General features: G+C 41.6%; 20 protein-coding genes. 7 read left to right on the forward strand and 13 right to left on the reverse strand.

The annotated features are described in order from the left end of the window. The coding region (locus ACYVBM_RS15400) for a glycoside hydrolase family 97 N-terminal domain-containing protein (RefSeq protein WP_460686577.1) at positions 1 to 371 on the reverse strand (371 nt) is incomplete at its 3' end. Between the two features lie 298 nt (positions 372 to 669). Between ACYVBM_RS15400 and rpiA the strand changes: the two genes are divergently transcribed. After that, positions 670 to 1,344, forward strand: coding sequence for a ribose-5-phosphate isomerase RpiA (gene rpiA, locus ACYVBM_RS15405; RefSeq protein WP_460686578.1), 675 nt, complete (start codon positions 670 to 672; stop codon positions 1,342 to 1,344). 159 nt (positions 1,345 to 1,503) lie between these two features. Here rpiA and ACYVBM_RS15410 read toward each other — a convergent pair whose 3' ends face one another. From ACYVBM_RS15410 to ACYVBM_RS15430, 5 genes are all read right to left on the reverse strand, one after another. Next, positions 1,504 to 1,821, reverse strand: a complete 318-nt coding sequence (locus tag ACYVBM_RS15410; protein WP_460686579.1) for a hypothetical protein — start codon at positions 1,819 to 1,821, stop codon at positions 1,504 to 1,506. 10 nt (positions 1,822 to 1,831) lie between these two features. Further along, positions 1,832 to 2,404 (reverse strand): RNA polymerase sigma factor, encoded by a 573-nt coding sequence (locus tag ACYVBM_RS15415; RefSeq protein ID WP_460686580.1) that lies wholly within the window; start codon positions 2,402 to 2,404, stop codon positions 1,832 to 1,834. 225 nt (positions 2,405 to 2,629) lie between these two features. Continuing rightward, on the reverse strand, positions 2,630 to 3,994 hold the full coding sequence (gene hisS, locus ACYVBM_RS15420; RefSeq protein WP_460686581.1) for a histidine--tRNA ligase: 1,365 nt from the start codon (positions 3,992 to 3,994) through the stop codon (positions 2,630 to 2,632). 75 nt (positions 3,995 to 4,069) lie between these two features. Beyond that, entirely contained in the window at positions 4,070 to 4,525 is a 456-nt protein-coding gene (locus ACYVBM_RS15425; protein ID WP_460686582.1) for a low molecular weight protein-tyrosine-phosphatase, read from the reverse strand. Between the two features lie 414 nt (positions 4,526 to 4,939). After that, positions 4,940 to 5,437, reverse strand: coding sequence for a deoxycytidylate deaminase (locus ACYVBM_RS15430; protein ID WP_460686583.1), 498 nt, complete (start codon positions 5,435 to 5,437; stop codon positions 4,940 to 4,942). Between the two features lie 91 nt (positions 5,438 to 5,528). Here ACYVBM_RS15430 and ACYVBM_RS15435 point away from each other — a divergent pair, with 91 nt between their 5' ends. Together ACYVBM_RS15435 and ACYVBM_RS15440 are read left to right on the forward strand one after the other, a co-directional pair. Further along, positions 5,529 to 6,293 (forward strand): DUF4846 domain-containing protein, encoded by a 765-nt coding sequence (locus tag ACYVBM_RS15435; protein ID WP_460686584.1) that lies wholly within the window; start codon positions 5,529 to 5,531, stop codon positions 6,291 to 6,293. Between the two features lie 106 nt (positions 6,294 to 6,399). Further along, complete coding sequence (locus ACYVBM_RS15440) at positions 6,400 to 6,750, forward strand: hypothetical protein (protein WP_460686585.1); 351 nt, start codon at positions 6,400 to 6,402, stop codon at positions 6,748 to 6,750. 9 nt (positions 6,751 to 6,759) lie between these two features. On the opposite strand, the gene ACYVBM_RS15445 is transcribed toward ACYVBM_RS15440, so the two are convergent. The 6 genes from ACYVBM_RS15445 to ACYVBM_RS15470 all read right to left on the reverse strand — a co-directional run bounded on the left by ACYVBM_RS15445 (position 6,760) and on the right by ACYVBM_RS15470 (position 10,920). Further along, the gene (locus ACYVBM_RS15445) at positions 6,760 to 7,833 is read right to left on the reverse strand and encodes a response regulator (RefSeq protein WP_460686586.1); all 1,074 of its coding nucleotides are present in this window, start codon (positions 7,831 to 7,833) and stop codon (positions 6,760 to 6,762) included. 14 nt (positions 7,834 to 7,847) lie between these two features. Next, positions 7,848 to 9,107: a PAS domain-containing sensor histidine kinase gene (locus ACYVBM_RS15450; RefSeq protein ID WP_460686587.1), complete on the reverse strand. Its 1,260-nt coding sequence runs from the start codon at positions 9,105 to 9,107 to the stop codon at positions 7,848 to 7,850. Between the two features lie 101 nt (positions 9,108 to 9,208). Further along, positions 9,209 to 9,886 (reverse strand): tRNA (guanosine(37)-N1)-methyltransferase TrmD, encoded by a 678-nt coding sequence (gene trmD, locus ACYVBM_RS15455; RefSeq protein WP_460686588.1) that lies wholly within the window; start codon positions 9,884 to 9,886, stop codon positions 9,209 to 9,211. A gap of 293 nt (positions 9,887 to 10,179) precedes the next feature. Further along, positions 10,180 to 10,383: a hypothetical protein gene (locus tag ACYVBM_RS15460; RefSeq protein WP_460686589.1), complete on the reverse strand. Its 204-nt coding sequence runs from the start codon at positions 10,381 to 10,383 to the stop codon at positions 10,180 to 10,182. A 16-nt stretch (positions 10,384 to 10,399) separates the two neighbouring features. Continuing rightward, complete coding sequence (locus ACYVBM_RS15465) at positions 10,400 to 10,789, reverse strand: RNA-binding S4 domain-containing protein (RefSeq protein ID WP_460686590.1); 390 nt, start codon at positions 10,787 to 10,789, stop codon at positions 10,400 to 10,402. Then, positions 10,789 to 10,920, reverse strand: a complete 132-nt coding sequence (locus tag ACYVBM_RS15470; protein WP_460686591.1) for a hypothetical protein — start codon at positions 10,918 to 10,920, stop codon at positions 10,789 to 10,791. Before ACYVBM_RS15470 ends, ACYVBM_RS15465 begins: the two co-directional genes overlap by 1 nt. 120 nt (positions 10,921 to 11,040) lie before the next feature. Here ACYVBM_RS15470 and ACYVBM_RS15475 point away from each other — a divergent pair, with 120 nt between their 5' ends. Genes ACYVBM_RS15475 through ACYVBM_RS15490 form a run of 4 tightly spaced genes read left to right on the forward strand, consistent with a single transcriptional unit; the run spans position 11,041 to position 17,969 of the window. Then, entirely contained in the window at positions 11,041 to 13,830 is a 2,790-nt protein-coding gene (locus ACYVBM_RS15475) for a TonB-dependent receptor plug domain-containing protein (protein WP_460686592.1), read from the forward strand. Between the two features lie 23 nt (positions 13,831 to 13,853). After that, positions 13,854 to 15,170 (forward strand): DUF4876 domain-containing protein, encoded by a 1,317-nt coding sequence (locus tag ACYVBM_RS15480; protein WP_460686593.1) that lies wholly within the window; start codon positions 13,854 to 13,856, stop codon positions 15,168 to 15,170. A gap of 5 nt (positions 15,171 to 15,175) precedes the next feature. Then, positions 15,176 to 16,825 (forward strand): DUF6850 family outer membrane beta-barrel protein, encoded by a 1,650-nt coding sequence (locus tag ACYVBM_RS15485; protein WP_460686594.1) that lies wholly within the window; start codon positions 15,176 to 15,178, stop codon positions 16,823 to 16,825. 4 nt (positions 16,826 to 16,829) lie between these two features. After that, positions 16,830 to 17,969: a cytochrome-c peroxidase gene (locus tag ACYVBM_RS15490; protein WP_460686595.1), complete on the forward strand. Its 1,140-nt coding sequence runs from the start codon at positions 16,830 to 16,832 to the stop codon at positions 17,967 to 17,969. A gap of 125 nt (positions 17,970 to 18,094) precedes the next feature. Here the strand turns inward: ACYVBM_RS15490 and ACYVBM_RS15495 are convergent, their stop codons facing one another. Then, a complete protein-coding gene (locus ACYVBM_RS15495) occupies positions 18,095 to 18,472 on the reverse strand; it encodes a GxxExxY protein (protein WP_460686596.1) in 378 nt (125 codons plus the stop codon). Between the last annotated feature and the right edge of the window lie 15 nt (positions 18,473 to 18,487).

The raw sequence follows: 18,487 nt of genomic DNA on the forward strand, positions 1-18,487 counted from the left end.
CGGATAACCATCTGACGGTTGGAAACTTTTTGCTTCAAAGTAACCGCCAGCTCGTTGTAATGGTTACGGATATTTTTGGTTTCACCCCAAACAGGCTGCCAGGTCTCGTCAAATGCAGCCGTTTGCTGGTCTGCCAGCTCAAAATTGTTGTACAGGGAAATACCGCTCCTGGTAGCAGCATTACTCTTTTGTATTTCCGTATTAAACTCCTGCTTTACAGAATTGTCCAGCAATTCAAGTCCCAGCCTGCTTTTCTTAATAACCGGCTTCCCTTTATAATTTAACGCGTAAGCGGGTGAGCCATCCTGCTGTAACGAAAAATTCATGAGGAAATTACCATCAGGAGATTTTAACTGCTGAGCATGAGTCATACATACTGTTATACACATAATTAATAGAACCGCCAGATTTTTCATAATATATTTTTTAAAAATACCTGTATAAACTAATGCTGTACTATTAAGGAACCGACTGACAGATCAGGTAGCAAGCAACATTTATAAACCTCAAAAATAGTTATTGTGTATCAAGTACACAATTAATTTTTTGAGCCTCCCAATAAAAATGTTATATAGCTTTCGGTATTACTTACCTGAACTGATTATTTTTACCCGGTTATGTCATTGCTGCCATTATATAACCGGCATGATGACTTTATAAAAAATGAAAATGGATATTTCAAATACTGAAAAGAAAATGGCGGCGCTTGAAGCCGTTAAAGAAATTAAGGATGGGATGACAGTGGGCCTGGGAACGGGTTCAACCGCTTATTATGCCATACAGGCCGTTGCAGAAATGGTGAAACAGGGCATGAAGCTGCAAACGGTTCCTACATCAGAACACACCAAACAAATGTGTATGGAGCTGGGCATCCCCATGGTAGATATGAATACGATCGACTCTATTGATATCACGATCGATGGTGCTGATGAATTTACTTCCCACCTGGAGCTGATAAAAGGTGGCGGCGGCGCCCTGCTACGGGAAAAAATTGTAGCCTCCATCACTCAAAAGCAAATTATTATTACCGACAGCTCCAAGATGGTGCACCTGTTAGGTAGGTTTAAGGTACCGGTAGAAGTAATACCGATGGCCTATAGCTATGTATTACGCTGCCTGCAGGCCATTGGCGGTACCGGCGTTGTACGAAAAAAAGATGGTGCAACATATATTACCGACCAGGGCAATTACATTATTGATGCTGATTTCGGTCTAATAGAAGATCCTGCTGCTCTTGATCAGCAGCTGAACAATATAGTGGGAGTGGTAGAGCATGGGTTATTCATAGGTATGGCACACAAGGTAATTATGAGCAAAAATGGAGAGCTGATCACGTTTTCCTAAAATAATTGAATATTAAATTTTAAATGATCGATATTCCATATTCAACGATCAATGTTCAATATTTATTGGGTATTTGTTTCAGACATAATTGAAACCTGATCATTGTGTATTGAAAGTTGAATATTGTAAAAATGTCCCTTATTTCAGGCACACACAGCCTTATCTCCCGCACCGGTTTTTCCAGGCTTCCTTAAACTTTTCTTTTTCCTCATCGGTCATATTCCTGAATTTTTCCCGAAAATTGCTGGAAGGGCCACCGTATTTCCTGCGGCCCCCTGCAAAACCACCAAATAATATTTTGCTTAGTATCAAAATTCCTAAGGCCTGCCAGTAGGTAACTGCAGATACATGCAGCACTTCGGGCAATATAGCGTTCCACAATAACATCACAATAGCCCCAAATCCAAAAATAGCCGCAACGGCGCATAGTGCAATAGCAAATTTTGGTGGGCCTGATCTTCTTTTGTCATTCATCATATAAACTATTTTAATAAGTTATCAATTCGTTGTACAGGTACTGTAATCTTTTGCGCAAATGCAGTACGGCATAACGTTTGCGGCTGATGATGGTTTTAATGCTCTCCCCTTTTTTATCGGCGATCTGCTGCAATGTTACGTCTTCCATTTCGTTCAATATGAACACTTCCCGCTGCGCTTCAGGCAGTTCATCCAAGGCCAGGAACAGTTCCTCCCAGAAAAGATCCTTAAAATCTTCCAGCTCAGGATTGTCTTTTATAGCCAGCAGCATTTCCCTGAACTGAACTTCGCCGTCTTCATTCTCGTACCGGTAATCCTCTATCAGCTCCGGTTTTTTCTTACGGTATTTATCGGTGATCTTATTGCGGGCCACTCTAAACAGCCAGCCGCTTACTTCTTCAATGGTTTGTGTGGAAGATACATTTGTAAACTGGTACCACACGTCCTGCAGAATATCTTCCGCATCAGCGTCAGTACTCACTTTGCCCCGGATAAAGCCAAAAAGCCGCTTACTGTAATCCCTTACAGTATCTACAATATTTTGCTCTCTGTCATCGGCCATTATTGCTATACCATCGCTCATTATAATAGGGGAAACGATGGAAGCAGGAAATTACTTTAAATTGTTGGAACTCTATTTTAGGAAGACAATAATTATTCTACCGGCTTCAGCATATATGGTGTATTCATTACCGCGCCCGGTTTATCGGTGCGGCTATCCCCTCATTTATATTGCGGCATTTAAAGCTGAGCCTGCTAAAGAATCGCAATAAATTCATTTTCAGACTACTGAAGGTCAAACCAGATGTTACAAATTCAGGTTTAAAAGCTCATCAAATGCAATCTGCCGCTGCTCCCCGCTGGCAAGGTTTTTAATATTCGTTATACCCTGCTCCAACTCCCTGCTGCCCAAAATAGCCACATAGGCAATAGCTTTCTTTTCAGCATATTTAAATTGCCTGTCGAATTTAGCATGTTCATGAAAAACTTCGCAGCTGATATTTTTACTTCTTAATTGCTGTGCCAGCTCCATTGCTTTAGCAGCTTCGGCCTCTCCCAGGTTAAAGAACAGGATCTTTGTACCGGCAGCTGTTTCCCGAGGAAAAAGATCCAGTTCGCTCATTACGTCATAGATCCTGTCCACTCCAAACGAAATGCCTACACCCGGCACGCCCGGCACGCCAAACAAGCCGGTAAGGTCGTCATAGCGGCCACCACCACCAATGCTGCCGATCTGCACACCAGCGGCTTTTACTTCAAAAATAGTCCCGGTATAGTAATTCAGTCCGCGAGCGAGGGTCACATCCAGGGACAGTTGACTATTGACTGTTGACTGTTGACAGTTCCCTACGAGGTAATCAAGCTCTTCTACACCTTTTAAGCCGGTTTCGTTGCCGGCAAAAATGGTTTTCAACTGAGCCAGCTTTTCTTCATTGTCTCCCGTAATATTTAAAAAGGATTCAATGGTTTGTATCTGGGCCTCATGCAGGCCCCGGCCCCGCAGCTCTTCCTTTACTTTCTCCATCCCGATTTTATCCAGCTTATCAATAGCAATGGTAATATCGGTAAGCTTTTCCGCGCCGCCACATATATCAGCCAAAGCGGCCAATATCTTACGGTTGTTGATCCTAATTTCTACAGGAATATGCAGCTTGTGAAAAACCGTGGCATAAATATGCACCAGCTCCAGCTCGTTCAGCAAAGAATTACTTCCTACCACATCTGCATCGCATTGATAAAACTCGCGGTAGCGACCTTTCTGCGGCCTGTCGGCCCGCCATACCGGCTGCATCTGGTAACGTTTAAAAGGCATGGGCAATTGCTGGTAGTTCATAGCCACATAGCGCGCAAAAGGAATAGTAAGGTCATAACGCAGGGCACGTTCCGTGATATCTTTACTGGATTTCCCTTCCATAATTCTTTCAAATCCTGCTTTGGTCCTTTCCAGTTTAGCCTCATTGTCCAGGCCATTATTGAGGATCTTAAAAATAAGCTTATCCCCCTCTTCCCCATATTTACCCATCAGGGTTTCCAGGTTCTCCATGGCCGGTGTTTCCAGCGGCTGAAAACCATACAATTCAAAAACAGTTCTTATAGTATTAAATATATAGCTGCGCTTACGCACTACTTCGGGGCCAAAATCACGTGTTCCCTGTGGTATAGTTGGTTTCATTATTTTGAGTTCATGGTTGATAGTTCATAGTTCATGGCATGCTTTTCTATGAACCATGAACTATTGCCTATGATTCTATTTATATTTATCAATAATCGCATCACACGCTTTGTCGATCATATCATACACGTCATGATAGCCGGGCTCCGGGCCATACCAGGGATCTGGCACATCCCTGTTTTTACCAGGATAAACTTCGTTCATGAGCAAATCTACCTTGGAAGGGTCGAATTTTTCCCTGGCAATCCCTTTCATTTCGTCTATCACATCATCTGCCATTGCGTATATTTTATCGAAACGATCAAAATCTGCGGCTACAAAGCGGCGGGCGCATTGCCCGCTGATGTCCAGCCCTCTAGCTCTGGCCACTTTTTGCGAAAGCCGGTGCGGCGCTTCACCTACATGATAGCCATTGGTTCCGGCGCTATCCACTTTCCAATCCAGTCCTGCCTCTTGTATCTTATGCTGCAAAATACCCTCCGCCAGCGGGCTCCGGCAAATATTTCCCAGGCATACCATCAAAATATTCATGGGCGCAAAGATAAGTGCATTTCAGATTTTGGGCCGGGGAATCCGGCAAAGGGCCAGAGCGGCGGATTCAGCTTATTTTTTAAATACTTCGCTGCTACGCAGCTCTTTCAACTGATGAATGAATGTGTTCTATGAATGAAATTGTTTAAATTTTTCAAAAATGAGCATAAAGAAAACGTCAGGCTTAGCTTGCCCGAAGCCGATTTCCGAAGATGTATCTTTCATCAGAACACAGAATGCCTTTTTTTAGAAAAAGTTTAAACAATTTCTATATTTATACCATTAAGCGTTACAATAATACATCCATTCAGCCGCATAACGCGGTGTGTTGAAGCATCCAAAAGACTCACCGTTTATAGTCCAATAAATCCTGTGTGGAATTCGGTCCGACGACCGACGGGTCGTCTATTTTTTCTATACCTCATTTTCATTAAATGATAAAGCAATATTGCCGATGTTTGTTGCTACACGTCTCATACTAACACCTGCCTTTTCAAGCATTTTCCGTGAAGCTACAAAACTGTTTTCCTCAGCATATTTATCAGACAGGTAAATCACCTCGCAGATACCTGCCTGTATAATGGCTTTGGTACATTCGTTACAGGGAAAAAGAGCCGTATATATTTTACATCCCTGCAGGCTGATACCGATATTGTTCAGTATGGCATTTAATTCTGCATGGCAGACGTAAGGATACTTGGTTTCCAGGAAACTGCCCTGTTTCTGCCAGGGGAATTCATCATCACTGCAACCAATGGGCAACCCGTTGTAACCTACGCCAACAATTTTATTTTGGGGGTTTACTATGCACGCTCCGACCTGAGTGGAGGGATCTTTGCTGCGTTTACCCGAAAGCAGCGCCACACCCATAAAATACTCGTCCCAGCTTATATAACTTTCTCTTTTACCCATTTCAGCCCTTTTAAGATGTATCATACAAAAGTATCGTAACGTTTCATATATGGAATAAAAATAAAATCGCATCTCAATTATAAAAAGTGGTATGCGAAGAGCGTTGTTGCTGGTTTTGGTCGCTTATGGTGGATGTGGCTCTACTGAAAGCCGTACCAACCGGCTTTCTTTTAACCATCCTTTACCTGCGGTACCGGTTCTTCCTACTATTGGCTCTATACCTGCTCCCGAAGGATTTGTGCGTATAAACAGCGGAGCCGGATCTTTTGGCCATTGGCTTAGAAATATTGAGCTTAAAAAAAACAATACCGTGTATTTGTATAATGGCAAGCCCAAGCCCAACCAGCATGCACAATATGCAGTTACAAATATACCTGTTGGTAAAAAAGACCTGCAACAATGCGCTGATGCGGTGATACGGCTGCGCGCTGAATATCTTTTTAACCAAAAGCGATTTTCAGAGATCGTGTTCAGCGACAATTCGGGGAGGCTATATCGCTGGAAAGGCGGCGCAGACCGCTCCTATTTCCCTCAATACCTGGAGCGCGTATTTGGTATGTGTGGTACCGCTTCTTTAGAAAAACAACTGAAGCCGGCATCTTTAAAAAATATGAAGCCCGGCGATGTATTGATCAAAGGCGGTTTTCCCGGTCACGCCATGATTGTAGCAGATGTTGCAAAAAATAAAAACGGCAATACCGTGTATATGCTGGCCCAAAGCTATATGCCTGCCCAGGACATACATATTGTAAAAAATCCTGCAATACCTGGCAGCCCCTGGTTCGAGGTTAATGCAGCAGCCGAAATTGTAACACCGGAATGGGTATTTTTAAGTACGCAATTAAGATCATGGTAAGTCGTAATAGCTTACATGACCCGGGTGATAACAATCATTTTTTGATTTGAGTTTAGTCATAACTAATCATAGCCGATACAGATAGTTTTACACCATCTTGGCTAAAATGGAATTATATATAACGGAGAGCACCCGGCCTGAGGATGTGAAGCATTATTTTTCATCTTGTTACCCGTTTCTGAAAATTGAGCTTTACAGAATGTGGAACGGCTATGAAATACTGCACAAAAAACATATGCCTGTTACCCATAAGTTCGTTGGATTATTAAAGGAAGGGATTGTAGATATCAACGGCGATATTACCGTAGCCGAGCTGGGCAATAGCTTTGCTGCCCTGGGTTTACGAACCGAAGTTTTCAGGAAAAGCGGTAATGTATGGGTAGAAACTTTTTTAACTGATAGCTGGACCCTGCAACAACAAAACAAAGCCGGCGAAGAAATTTCCAGCACAGCCTGAGGCCTGCTCCTAATAAGGAAGGTTGCGGAGCTTGCTTTCGTTTAGGATCATAATACTTCCGCCCTTTATATCGATCAGCTTTTCGGCCTTAAAATCGGACAAGGTCCTTATCAGGGATTCGGTTGCGATACCGGTTGCCTGCGCCAGGTTGTCTCTCGATAGCCGTATCTCTTTGGTATCGTCCGATTCGCTCCTGAACTTCTCAAACATCACAATCAGCTGGAACGCTACTTTTTTCCGGAGTGAATTATACGCTATATTTAAAAGGCTTTCTTCTTTTTCCAACACATTGTGCGTGATGAGGCTTATAAACTGTTTGGCCACCTGCATATCGGCCGACATCAGCACCAGGAAATCGTCTTTAGGAATGGTCATAATTTCGGCATCTTCCAGAACTTCTGCATTTTCTTTATATACAATATTCTCCAGTACATAAGTATAGCCGAGAAAATCGCCTTTCCCTAAAATATTCGTGATCAGCTCTTTACCATCGTCGTTCGACTTGAAAGTTTTTACTTTGCCGCTCTTGATGTAGTAAACCGCTTTCGGCCTTTGATCTTCGGCATATATCTGCTGCTTTTTCTTATAGCTATACACTTCCCGCTCGTCTGAAAGCAAAGGAATATGACTTACGCTTTTTACATTATCTAAAAAGTCGCTTAGCTGGTCCCCATCAGGATTATTAGTGGTGGCCGCCAGTTGCTGCTTTACGGTTTCGGCTTTATTCAGCCTCATTTCTACTGCTTTCAAAAGCTCTACTCCTTCAAACGGCTTGGTAATATAATCATCTGCGCCCAGCTCCATTCCTTTCCTGAAATCAGATTTTTCTGATTTAGCGGTGAGGAAAATAAACGGGATACTATTGGTTTTGGGGTGTTGATTGAGCAGGTACACCACTCCATAGCCATCCAGCACCGGCATCATGATATCGCAAATAATCAGGTCGGGTATTTGCTCTATGGCCATTTCTGTTCCTACTTTTCCATTTGGTGCTGTTATAACATCATAGTTGGAAAGTTCCAGGATCTCTGCAATGTTATCCCTTACTTCATCGTTATCTTCAATTACCAAAATTTTTTTCATCTCGCGGTTTAAATTTATTGTGGAATGCGGACCGTAAAAACAGAACCGTTGTCTAAATTGCTTTCAAATTCTATGCTTCCGTTCATGAGCTGAACATATCTCACCACAATGTTCAGGCCCAGTCCCGTTCCCTGTATATTCACTGCATTCTGAGCGCGGAAGAACCTTTCAAACAGATGCTTCTGGTCTTCCTCCGAAATACCAATGCCATTGTCCTTTATCGAAAGTACGACCTCTGATGGATTAATCGTGCAACTAATTTTAATTATACCATACTCCGGAGAAAATTTTATTGCGTTAGAGAGCAGGTTGATACAGATATTTTTCAGCAACCGCTCATCCACGAAAATGATACCGGTTCCCTGGTAATTGGTTTCAATGGTTTGCCCTTCTTTCCGGTGTGCTGCCATCTCCTGCACCACATCGCCCAGCTCTTCAAAGCATTTTTCGGCGCTGATATGTATAGGCTTGGTTTGCACGATCCCCTCATCCAGCTTATCGGAAGAAAGGAAATCGTCCAGTATCATTTTCATATCATTCACCGCATGTTTGATACGGTTAATATGCTTGATCCGCTTGGCGGGCTCATTTAAATCATTATACTTCTCCAGTAAAAATGAGGAGGATAGTATAGTGCTTAACGGCGTTTTAAACTCATGAGAAGCCATGGATACAAATTTTGATTTCATATCGCCCAGGTCCTTCTCCTCCTTTAAGGCATCGCTCAGCTCTAGCTTGGAATGTTCCAGCGCAGATAAGGTTTCGCGCAGCATTTTGGTACGATCGTCTATTTTCTTTTCCAGCGATACATTCATTTGTTTGATTTCCCTGGTAACTTTTTCCAGTTCTTTTTTCTGCTCCAGCACAATTTGCTCGTGCTCCTTGCGTACAGTAATATTAATTACAAAAGCTATTACAAATAATTCACCTTCCAACGTATAATTGCTCAGGCTGACCTCAACGGGAAAAACGCTGCCATCTTTTCTTTGGGCGTATAAATCTCTTCCTGCCCCCATAGCTCTTGGCCCGGGATTTTTATAAAATCCATTACGGTAACTTTTATGATGTTCCTTTATTGATTGAGGCAAAAGTATTTCCATTGGCTTATACATCACCTCCTCTCTTATATATCCAAAATCCTTTTCTGCCTGCTTATTGAAATTGATGATCAGTCCCTGCATGTTTGTTACTACAATCCCTATAGTGGCATGACTGAACAATGCTTCGAACATATTTGACTGGCCCGGCGTATAGTTTGTTTCCTGAACGTTCATTTATAGCTAAAACAGTTTTCTTAAACTACAAAAATAGCGTGATATCAACAAAAAACCCTTTCTTTTCAGCGTTTTAAGTGCATTATTGCCGCTTAGCTTTTTTAATCTTCCAACAGATCCGGCCTTCTTTCTTTTGTACGCTGCAATGACTGCTCATACCTCCAGTCTTCAATCTTTTTATGGTCGCCGCTCATGAGCGCTTCGGGCACTTTCATACCATTCCAGTTAACGGGGCGTGTATAAACCGGGGGTGCCAATAAGTTATCCTGGAAAGAATCCGTAAGCGCTGATGTTTCATCGCCCAGCACACCGGGCAAAAGCCTTCCGATAGCATCTGTCAGAACTGCCGCGGCCAGCTCACCGCCACTCAATACATAATCTCCTATGGAAATTTCAAGTGTTATATATTTTTGGCGGATGCGCTCATCAATACCTTTGTAATGGCCACAAATCATAAGCAGGTTTCCCTTTAGCGAAAGTGAGTTGGCGATTTTCTGATTCAATGTTTGGCCATCAGGGGTCAGGTAAATGATCTCATCGTACGCTTTCTCTTTCGAAAGCGCTTCAATAGCATTGGCCAGCGGTTCGCACATCATTACCATTCCTGCGCCGCCGCCATACTGGTAATCATCTACCTGTCCATATTCGTTTACAGCCCATTTTCGCAGGTGGTGCAGCTGTACGGTAAGCAGGCCTTTCTCCTGCGCACGCTTCATGATGCTGTGCTCAAAAGGGCTGGCCAGTAATTCGGGAAGGACGGTAAGGATATCGATATGCATTGGGCAAATGTATGATGTATGATGTACGATTTACGATGTACAACCTGATCTTTCAGTGAAATATTCATAGGTTGAGCAGATGGCTGTTCAAGATAACATCTTTAGTAGTTCATTAATTTGCTTAGCGCTGATGCTTTCGCTTTCTGATTTATCGTAAATGGAAAACAGGTAAACGTACCTTGAATGGGATTTTCCACCAAAGAGGTAAGCATTTACTATACGCTTCCTTAAGCGAAGGAAATTTTTTGGCCAATCGCTTTATCTGCTTGTCAAACTCTGGTATAGTACTAATGCTAAAGCTCATCTGAAAGCTCTCTTGCCGGACGGGCTTTTAGCTTGCCGGCTTGAACTAATTTCACTTCCTCCACAGCCTGCCTTAGTTTCTTGCTCCATTTTTTCTGCCCGGAAGGAACCGTGGTTTTCACATAAGAAATATCGTTGAGTACTTCCATCAGAGCCGGAGCCTTTTCGTCTGGTATTTCTAATAATATCTTCATATTATAAAGTTACGGTTTATTCCCCTTCCATAAAATCGTCCAGATCGCGCCGCTCTTTTTTGGTAGGGCGGCCAATTTTGCTGAGGCGTTTACCACTAAAAAATGCTGCCGCCTGCACTTTGGCCTTTTCGAGCTCCTCAGGCGGAGTTAAATCAACATAGTTTTTGATCGCTTCTTCATATTTTACACGGGTATGCAGCAGGCCGGTAACTTTTATACACCATTTTCGGCCTTCGGTCCTGACATCATAAACATCACCTAAATGTACATTTTTGCCGGGCTTGGCAGGCTCATCCTGATATTTCACTTTATTATCGTTACAGGCATCGGTAGCCAGCCGCCGGGTTTTGAACAGGCGTATAGACCACAAATATTTGTCGAGACGAAGTTTTTCTGTATCTGCCATTAGCTTAGTTTATCATCGCTTATTATATCAAGTCCGGTCAGTTTTGTCAAACGGCTGTCCTTTTTCCAATGCAGCTCCCCGGGGTTCACACGCCAGAACAGGCTTTTTTGAAATGTTTCTGATCTGTTCATCAGGTAAAGTTACAAAATGAATTCAACCAAACTTCTCTCTGAGCATTTACAATAGGGTGATTATAAAAAGTTAAAATTTTCCGCATTTCGTAAATAAGTTGGTTAAAGCGCAGTCTACTTTTGCACGTTATCATTTTTATTGAGGTGCTCGAAAACGTTAAACTTATCTTTCGCTACAGCTTATTTTTTCTGATCTTTTTGCTTGGGGGGCAAATAGTATTGGGGCAGCATGCCAGCGTGTTACGTGGTGTGGTGGAAGACGCCCAGGGAAAACCCATACAATTTGCCACTGTGAAACTAAGTGCCGACAATATTGAAATAGCTTCCCGCAATACCAATATCAAAGGAGAATTTGAGTTTTTGGCAGATTTTCTTAATTACGACAGCATTCAGTTGCAGGCATCATTTGTAAATAAAGCAACAGAAACCATAGTTGTAAAACGGGACAACTATCATTTTATACTGAAAATAGTATTACAAAACCTGAGCCTCACACTTAGTGATGTTGTAGTTTCTGGTGTTGTAAAAAACCAGAATTCTGCATCCTCCGTTGTTTTTGATGAAGAGGCTATCCGCCAGTTGCAAGCCTTCTCGCTGATGGACGTTCTAAATGCATTACCTGGCCGAAAAACGGAAGCACCGGATTTACAGACTCCGCAAACCATTACTTTAAGGACCAGTGCAGCAGATGCTGATGCCAGGAACAATTCTTTTGGGATAGCTATTTTTATTGACGGGGTACGTATCAGCAACGAAACCAATATGCAGTCGAGGGGGCTCTCTTCGAGAGGACTGGGCGGTTCTCTTTTAAATATTCAGAACGGATCTACGAGCGATGTTACTTATAACGGATTCGATTTAAGAGATATTCCCATGTCCAATATTGCCAGTATTGAAGTGATACAGGGTATTGGTACCGCCCGCTACGGAGATTTCACCAATGGCGCTATTTTAATTACTACCAAAGCCGGAAAAACGCCCTACAGTTTTAATACAAATATTAACGGCGGCAGCAGCAGTTTTTCTTTATCGAAGGGATTTGATATGGGTAAAAAGGCCGGGGCATTAAATTTTGGAGTGGGTTATACCAACAGCAATAATGACCCAAGGGATAAAGTAAAAAGCTATGATAATATTAACGCCCATATTAAATGGACGAAACAGTTAACCAGGAACATAAGAAACTCTTTTAGTATCAATGCCGAAAGTAATCTTGATGATATTAAAGCCGATCCTGATGATGATACAGAAAAAAGTAGCTATTCAAAAAGACGTAATCTCCGTTTGAGCAACAGCATCAATTTCGACATCAATAAAAAATGGATAGATAACGCTTCGGTTATTTTAAATTATTCTATAGGAGAACAATATTCCTATGTACAGTACCTGATGAACGGTGCACCTAAAGGTATTGGTTATAAAGATACCACGGGTGTATATGAGGGTTATTTTATCCCGGGTAATTACCTCGCCGTTGAAGAAATAGATGGCAAACCTATTTCCTACAGTATGAACGCCGATATGCAATCCAGGCCGCTTTCTGCCTGGGGTGTACAACATCTTTTATCTTTTGGTATAGCTTTTAACAGTTCGGGCAATAAAGGGTTGGGTAATATAGTTGATCCTAACCGGCCCCGCTGGGTAAACCAGGCCAGCCAGAATGAGCGTCCTTTTAGCTATAAGGATAGCGTTGGCTTTGAAAATAATTTTGCCTTTTATTTCCAGGATAATATCAAAGGGAAGCTTTTTGCAAAAAGATATAACCTGGGTGCCGGGTTCAGGTTTAATATGCAAAACGGCAGGGGTAATCCGCAACCCCGCCTGTCGTTTAATTATTATATTCATAAAAACTGGAGCCTGAGCAGCTCTTACGGTATTTCGTTCAAGTCCCCATCGCTGGCGCATTTATACCCGGCGCCCACTTTCTTTGATATTCCATTGCTGAATTTATATACGGGTTATACTAAAAGCAGCTTATACCTGGTTTATACGCAGAAAGTATTGGCAGAGAACAGGAATTTAAAAAACGCGGTCACTTACCAGTTTGAACAGGGTATTAACTACAGCAATGCTAAAATAGGAAGCGGGTCTGTTTTCGCTTATTATAAAAAAAACAGGAACGGTTTTAATACTTATGGAGAGTATATTCCAACTACAGTGCCTTTGTATGGCTATAATGTAAATACAGACAGCACTATTTCTTATTACCCTACCGGCAGTTACGCAATGGCCTGGGATTTAAAAAGAACAAGAATGAACAATGGCCTGAACTCTGTTGATTACGGTTTGCAGTTTTCTTTTCAAACAAAATTCATTCCCGTGCTTTCCACTTCTTTTGCGGTAAGAGGCGGCTATACTGTAAGTAAATACACTGGTGGCAATTTAACTACTACCGAAGTCGCTTCTGAAGCACCGCAGCAAAAAGGTATTGTATATGTAAAATATACCAGCGCACAGCGTGTTTCCCGCAATTCCATTATCAATATCTCATCCAATACACATATTCCGCCCATTGGCTTTATAGTAAGTGTTGTTGCGGATTATGAGCCGCTATTACAACAGCGATGGAAAGAAAAGAATATTTATCCTATCGCTTATACGCGAAATGATTTTACAGAAGTTAAACTCACCAGTGAAGAGGCAAGAAGTGAGTCTCTGGCGTATCTATGGAGAGGTTTTAAAGAGGAGGATGCGGAAAGAACACTTACCCCATCAAAAGGGTTCTGGACTTTTAATATGCGGGTAGCCAAAGAAATAAGGAAAAATATACGATTGTCGGTAAGCGCTTTCAACGTATTGAACATGAAGCCAAAGTCGTATAAAATATCCAACAGTAATGGCGGCACTACAGTGTCGCTATATAATTACAAACCTGTGAGCATTACTATTGGAGCAAGTTTACAATTTTAAAACACAAATAAACATAAACACAAATGAAACAACAGTTCTTATTACTCACTATTTTATTGATTGCCGTACTGTTCGGGTGCCGAAAGTCCGACGTTGATACGGTACAGGCAGTATCACTAACCGTACAGGTGGCCTATTCTGCAGAGGATAGCGCATTAGGTCTTTCCAAGGCTAATATCCCTGTTAAACTGACCAACCTGGTAAGCGGGCAGGAAAATACGGCTAATACCAATAATGAAGGCATAGCAGTATTTGCCAGCATAACGCCCGGTAATTATACAGTATCGGCGGCAAAAAATTATACTGCCGAAGAGTTTTATAACACTACTAATGTAACTATTGGTAATAATGCAGCTTATAACGCTACTGAAACCCAGGCAATAAACGCCAATACTAATATCAGGCTTTTATTACAAACCGGTAAAATTGGTGATCTGGTATTTAAGCAGATCTATTATGCGGGATCGCATAAAACGGAAGGCGCAAATCTTAGAGATCAGTTTGTAGAAATATACAATAATTCCAATCAGATTATTTATATGGATAGCTTATACATTGGTACTACCCAGAGCAGTAATACCAAAGTATCCGCGGGAGGTACGCCTTATGATTGGACAAAAGCTGTGGAGAGGATGCCATCAGGTATTGGTGATGCCAATAAAGATTATCTATACTTTCAGCAATTATTCATGATCCCTGGTAACGGAAAAGAGCATCCGTTAGCCCCCGGAAAAAGTTTTATTATAGCGCAAACAGCGTTAGACCATACAAAACCGTACACTGGGAATGATGGTAAAGTAATTGGTGAATCTGTTGATGCTAACTTAACAATAAATTTGAGTAACGCAGACTTTGAAACAAATTTTATAGAATACCTGAATGCATCGAAGCCATTTGGATGGGACATAGATAATCCGAATGTTCCAAATGTTAAAATATTAATCGGAGCAGGGAAAGATTGGGCAATGGATACAAAAGGCAGAGACGATTTTATAATATTTAAAGCACCGGGTAAGAATATAGCAGAAATGCCAAAGTATAATATGCCTGGAGCAGGTAAACCAGGATTACAGGTACCCATATCTGTTGATATTTTGGATGCAGTAGAGTTGATTACTGTATTGGAAACCGATAGAATTCCTAAACGATTACCTATTGGACTTGACGCAGCAGGTACATTCGTTACAGGTGGGGAATATTCTTTTCAATCTCTGATCCGAAAAACGGTTAAAACCGTTGAAGGCAGAAGAATTTTACAAGACACGAATAACTCTGCCAACGATTTTGAAACAAAAACAAAAGCTGATCCTTCTAAAACAGATGCTTCCTTTGTGAAGTAGTATTCATGTCTTATTTTAATAAAATATTTTTTTCTCTGATACTCGTGTACCTGTGCATGGCAAAAGGCTATGCACAGGTACACACTTTAGAGGATACTCTGTCTGCCATCAGTCCTGAGTTCTACAAAGCATTGCAGGCGGAGCGAAGCAAAAGGCAAAAAAGTGATAGTTTATATCTGTATAAGTTCAACGCGGACAAATTGCATTTTGCACAAAGCAGCATCACACAACTGATTGCCGATACTACACGACAGGCGGCCATGCTGCAATTGCAATACAATAATTACAAAAGGCATTTCAAACTGCCAACAACTGCATTTAAAACGGATGCAGCTTCTTTTTATACAGAGGGCTTTATCACAATTGGCAAAGCTAAAATCATGGGTAAGTTCTACTTTGATAAAACCTGGGACGACAGCCTGGCCAATAACCTGGGCGGCACCTTGCAAAACGGAGAACCTTTCACTCACTTTGCTTTAAAAGCCGGAAAATACGAAAGACAAAATATAAATTTCGAGGCAGGTACCAGCTATCCTATACTAAAAAAACTATATTTCACTTCTTTATTAAACTATGACTATCACTGGTCCACCGGTTCGGTAGACCCAAGACCCGATAATAAATTATTTCATCTTGAATATACACCAGGGCTATCCTATCAATCCGGGCATACTGTTATAGGGGCTGCTTACAGTCTGGGTAAGAAAGACGGCAATTATGATATAAAATATAAAAACAGGATGTTTTCTACAAGCCAGCTTTATCCTGACAGGAGATTGTACCTTAACAACGGGTATGGTTACACTGCACAATATGCAAGCGCTGAGGCCTATTCGCAGTCCAAAGACAAAATAGATAGCTGGGGTATCAACCTGTCAACAAAACTCGCGGGGTGGCATATAAAAGCCAACTACAGTAATGCGTTAGCCGCAAGGGAAAATTTTACACTTACAAGCCAGACAAGCAACATTGACAATCCTATAAAGAAAAGTATACACAGTAAGTATGAGCTGGTTACTCAAAAGCTGGATGCGCTTATTTACAATGACAATATTAAGAGGATACATCAGCTATCTTTCAACGGCATTATAAACGAAGGAACCGGTATGCTGATGTCTTCTCCAACCGGTGCCAACTATTTATTTGATGAGCACAATGCTATCTTACAATATTTACTTTCCTTTAAAAAGGATAATACGATAAAGACAGAGCTTGGCTTTAACGCGGGAGCGAATCATTGTATCAAAAAAGATTTTTTAGCCTCGCATTTTTATGAAAATACCACAGCCAATGTTTCTCTTTATGCTGCACGATACATTCATGCAGCCAATCAGCAAATCAAAATATTAATTACACCTGGTTTAATATTACCATTCAAAAACGATTTATCTGTACCCCCAACACAGGTAAACGTATTTACCCAAAACATTGCTTACCCTGAATATGATTTTCGTGGTTCTTCTTTCTTCACCGGCCGGTCAGGTATCGTATATTATACGCCCCGCCTGCTGCGCATAGCAGGTTCTTCCTTTAGCTTAGACCTGAATTATCTGCAGAAGGTAAAAAACAGTGATATCGATCAGGCGTTATACCAATCCGCTACAGGCAATGAAAATCAGTTCAGCATTTCTATAGGATTTAAAATATTTTTGTAACCTCATGCGTAAAATTTATCTGGCTATAGGAGTGATCATTATATTATGTATGATGTCTTTTTCATACACTAATTATTCCGCACAGGTATTTAAAAACTATAGTGATTCTTTAAGAAGCTTATACAGCCGTCCTATCGGTCAATGGCCCAAACCGGCTATCGACTCCGGCGCTATATGGACCGAAATGGCCGTCATACCTAAAGACGATACCTCCTGGTCAAAGTCTGATAACGACCCTGTAACACGCCTGGGCATGTTCCTGTTCTTCGACCCCAAACTGTCGGGCTCCAACCAGATATCCTGCAGCAGCTGCCATGATCCCGACCTGGCATGGCAGGACGGAAGGGTGATTGCATTAGGTAACGATCACTTACAGGGCAACCGAAATACACAGAGCCTGCTGAACGTATATATCTATCCCAAATTATTTTGGGACGGTAGAGCAAAAGATTTTGAATCTCAAATGGTGGAGCCGCTAAGCGCCCATCACGAAATGAACATGGATGTGTCTACCCTCGGTGAAAAGCTTGCTAAAATAAAAGGCTACCAACCATTATTTGAAAAAGCTTATGGTAGCCCGGATATAGATTTTGATAAGGTAGCACAAGCGCTTACAGCCTTTCAGAAAATCATTAAAAGCCGCGGTACACGCTTCGATAAATTTATAAGCGGCGATTATAAACAGTTTAACGATGATGAAATTGCCGGCCTGCATTTATTCCGTACCAAAGCCCGCTGTATGAACTGCCACAGTGGCCCTTTTCTAACAGATACGTCTTTCCACAACATAGGTCTTACTTATTATAAAAGAAAATATGAAGACCTGGGCCGCTATAATGTAACAAAGAATAAAGAGGACGTAGGCAAGTTCAGAACACCTTCTTTGCGGGAGTTGGAAAGAACCCGTCCCTGGATGCATAACGGGCTCTTCGATAACCTAGAAGGTGTGGTAAATATGTACAACAGTGGCATGCCACAAAAACCAAAAACAGAGGAACAAAAGAATGACCCGATGTTTCCTGTCACAGATCCGTTGCTAAAGCCGCTTAACCTGACGCCTGAAGAAAAAAAGCAGCTGGTAGCGTTCTTAAATACCTTAACCGGCACGCCTTACCGGATGCGCAGGCCGGAGATTCCGAAATAAAAAAGCCACGAATGCACGAATGCTTTTTATTTATTCTATTATAGCTGATCTGCGATTTTGTAATCCCGGTTAAAGTAGACCAGGAATATCTATACTGAATATTCTATTGGTGCATTCGTGGCCTATTATAATACAACTCGTTTATACTGCAGTCTCAACGCTCCAAAGTTTACCAGTAAAGCCAATTGGTTACCTGATACTTGAAGATAATTAAGACATTGAGCTGTGAATTCACTAGTAAATTCTGACACGCACTTCACTTCAAGTATAATGCTGTCGAAAACCACAAAATCGGCATAGAATAAATGAGGCAGGATAATATCCTTATATCGAACCTTGTACTGCTTCTCTCTCTCAAAAAGAATACGTCGCTTTATAAATTCGTATTCCAACGCATCTTTGTAAACAATTTCCGCAAAGCCCATTCCCAGGTTATTATGCACTTCCATGCAAGCGCCGATGATTTCATAGCTTTCTTCTTTTAAAATTATGGTGTCAGCCATAGGTGGTGTTTGTAT

The organism is Niabella aquatica (assembly GCF_054779315.1).